This is a genomic window from Nocardia sp. CA-119907, from assembly GCF_050955995.1.
Lineage (GTDB): Bacteria > Actinomycetota > Actinomycetes > Mycobacteriales > Mycobacteriaceae > Nocardia.
In genome coordinates, this window is sequence record NZ_CP192091.1 from 4,835,859 (window position 1) to 4,838,731 (window position 2,873).

General features: G+C 64.6%; 3 protein-coding genes. All 3 read left to right on the plus strand.

Annotation, left to right across the window (positions count from 1 at the left end; translation table 11 throughout):
* Positions 1-9: 9 nt before the first annotated feature.
* The 3 genes from ACQP2D_RS21365 to ACQP2D_RS21375 all read left to right on the plus strand — a co-directional run bounded on the left by ACQP2D_RS21365 (position 10) and on the right by ACQP2D_RS21375 (position 2,755).
* Positions 10-531, plus strand: a complete 522-nt coding sequence (locus tag ACQP2D_RS21365) for a 3-hydroxyanthranilate 3,4-dioxygenase (RefSeq protein WP_433685721.1) — start codon at positions 10-12, stop codon at positions 529-531.
* A gap of 5 nt (positions 532-536) precedes the next feature.
* Positions 537-1,538, plus strand: coding sequence for an amidohydrolase family protein (locus ACQP2D_RS21370; protein WP_433677679.1), 1,002 nt, complete (start codon positions 537-539; stop codon positions 1,536-1,538).
* 284 nt (positions 1,539-1,822) lie between these two features.
* Entirely contained in the window at positions 1,823-2,755 is a 933-nt protein-coding gene (locus ACQP2D_RS21375) for a LysR substrate-binding domain-containing protein (protein WP_433677680.1), read from the plus strand.
* Positions 2,756-2,873 lie beyond the last annotated feature (118 nt).

A 2,873-nucleotide genomic window follows, 5' to 3' on the forward strand; every position in this document is an offset into this window, starting at 1 on the left:
GGAGCTGTCATGACCAGCATCCCGCCGACCATCAATTTCGCGAAGTGGATCGCAGAAAACCGGCACCTGCTCGCACCTCCGGTCAACAACCGGACGATGGCGCTCGGTGACGATTTCATCGTCCAGGTCGTGGGAGGGCCCAACCGGCGCACAGACTTCCATGTCGACCCCTACGAGGAGTGGTTCTATCAAGTCGAAGGCGATATGCACGTCAATGTGATGACCGAGTCCGGACCGGAGACAGTGCACATCCGCGAAGGTGAAACCTGGTTGCTGCCGGGAAATCTGCCGCACTCGCCGCAGCGGCCCCAGGCCGGCTCGATCGGTGTGGTCATCGAACGGGTCCGCGAGGAGGGTACCTTCGAGAAGTTCCAGTGGTACTGCCAGAACTGCAAAATCCTCATACACGAGGTGGAGTTGCAGGTGCGCGACATCGTCGCCGACCTGCCACCGGTGTTCAGCCGGTTCTACGACAACATCGACGCCCGCACCTGCGCGAACTGCGGAAGCATCCATCCGGGCAACAGGTGATGTGCATGGGCGCAATGATCGACATACATACCCACTATGTTCCCCGATCCTGGCCGGACCTGAGCGCCGACGCAGGGCCCGAGGCGCCGTGGTTACGGGTCGAGTCCGAATCCGAGGCCATGATCATGGTGGGCGGCAGAGAGTTTCGCCGCATCCAGGATGACTGCTGGGACGCCGAGACCCGGCTGCGCGATATGGACGCCGATGGCGTGCACACCCAAGTCGTCTCTCCGACACCGGTGTTCTTCAACTACGGTCGCACTCCCGAACAGGGAACCCGGATCGCGCGGATCTTCAACGACCTCGCGCTGGATATCGTCGCGCCGGCACTGGATCGGCTGATCCCGTTTTGCCAAGTGCCGCTGCAGGATACCGACGCGGCTTGCCGCGAGGTGGAGCGGTGTCTGGCCAACGGGCACCGCGGTGTGGAGATCGGCAACCATGTCGGTGACCGCGACCTCGACAGCGAGGGCGTGGTGACCTTCCTGCAGCACTGTGCCGCCCTGGATGTGCCGGTCTTCGTGCATCCTTGGGATATGCCCAACTCGCCGCGGCTGGACCGCTGGATGGCGCAGTGGCTGACCGCGATGCCCGCCGAGACCCACCTGTCGATCCTCGCCCTCGTCCTCGGTGGCGTATTCGACCGGATCGACGACCGATTGAAGATCGGATTCGCCCATGGCGGTGGATCCTTCGCATTCTGGCTCGGCCGCATGGAGAATGCGTGGCACGGCCGCAACGACATCATCGGCACCTCGCAGTACCCGCCCTCGCATTACATCGGCCGGTTCTATGTCGACTCCGTGGTCTTCGACGAACGCGCGCTGCGCTTGCTCATCGACACCGTCGGGGCCGAGCGGGTGATGGTCGGCAGCGACTATCCCTACCCCCTGGGCGAGCGCCCCGTCGGGGAGGTCGTGCGCAAGAGCGCTTTCCTCGATGACGTGACCCGAGATCTGCTCACACACCGCAACGCCGAACGGTTCCTTGGGATTTCCTCCATATGAGGGTCCACGGCACCGCCGGCGCACTCGTCGCGGGTGTGTACAAGACCCACGATCCGACATACTCGACGATGCGCGCACGTCGCACAGTTCGCCGCAGTGATCATCCATGCCGGTATCTGCTGGTGGCTACCGTCTCGGATGCCCATCACGATCTCGTCGTCGAGCTGGACAGCGGTCGAGACAACGCCACTGACCGCCCGTCTTATACCTGTATGGACATGGAGGGCCACTGCGGCGGCGGGATTTGTGCATCGCAATGGCGGACTTCCGGATAGTCTCGGCGAGTGGACATGCCCAAGCTGCTGGATGGGCGGCTGAAACTGCGGCATCTGACTCTGATGGATGCACTCAGCCGGCAGGGCAGCGTGGTCGGCGCCGCGGCCGCGCTGCACATCACGCAGCCGGTCGCGACCAGGAGCCTGCATGAGCTCGAAGCGATCCTGGGGGTCGAACTCTACAAGCGCGGGCCGCGGGGAGTCACGCCGACGATCTTCGGCGAAGCCTTCACCACGCATGCCCGGGCTGTGCTGGCTCAGCTGACCCAGGCGGGCCGCCACGTTGCGGAACTGGCGGAGGCAGAACGCGGCAAGGTCGTGGTCGGCACACACCTGGCAGGCTCCAATGTGCTGCTCCCGGTTGCGATCGCGCGGTTGAAATCCGAGCGCCCGCAGGTGACGGTCGTGGTTCGAGAGGGCACGCCCGAGGCATTGCTCGTCGAATTGGAGGCGGGTCGTATAGACCTCACCGTCGGCCGGCTCACCGCGCCGACCGACACGACGGCGGCTCGTCACAGGTTGTACGACGAATCGGTCGAACTCTCGACTCGGTCGAATCACCCGCTGGCCGGGCGAAAGCGCGTCGCGCTCGAGGAACTACAGGAGTATCCGTGGATACTCCCCGGAACCGAAACCGTCCTACGTCGTGAGCTGGAGGAGTTCTTCGCGCGCAACGGAATTCGACTACCGGCCGATCACGTCGAGGCGACATCGTTTCTGACGGTGCGGCGCCTGCTGCTCGAGACCGACATGATCGCGGCCCTTCCGAGTCTGATCGCCCGCGACGACATGCGCCTCACCCCGCTGCCCGTACGGCTCGATCCGATCGGCCACAGTGTGGGTATCACTGTCTCGGCGGGCCGCACGCTCAGCCCATCCGCCGAGGCACTGGTGGACAAGCTGCGACAGAGCGCCGCCGAGATGATTCCCGGCAACGGTTGAGAATGTGCGCCGCTGACGGTTGCGACCTCTGATCGGCGGCAGGCGGAGCCTGTCAACGCGCGCGGCAAGTCCGCTCACCCCTGGCGGCACCCTATCCGGTGTCGGAATCTGGGCCGGG

Coding starts and splice junctions, on each gene's coding strand:
- ACQP2D_RS21365 (WP_433685721.1), top strand. CDS start 10: ATGACCAGCATCCCGCCGACCATCAATTTCGCGAAGTGGATCGCAGAA.
- ACQP2D_RS21370 (WP_433677679.1), top strand. CDS start 537: ATGGGCGCAATGATCGACATACATACCCACTATGTTCCCCGATCCTGG.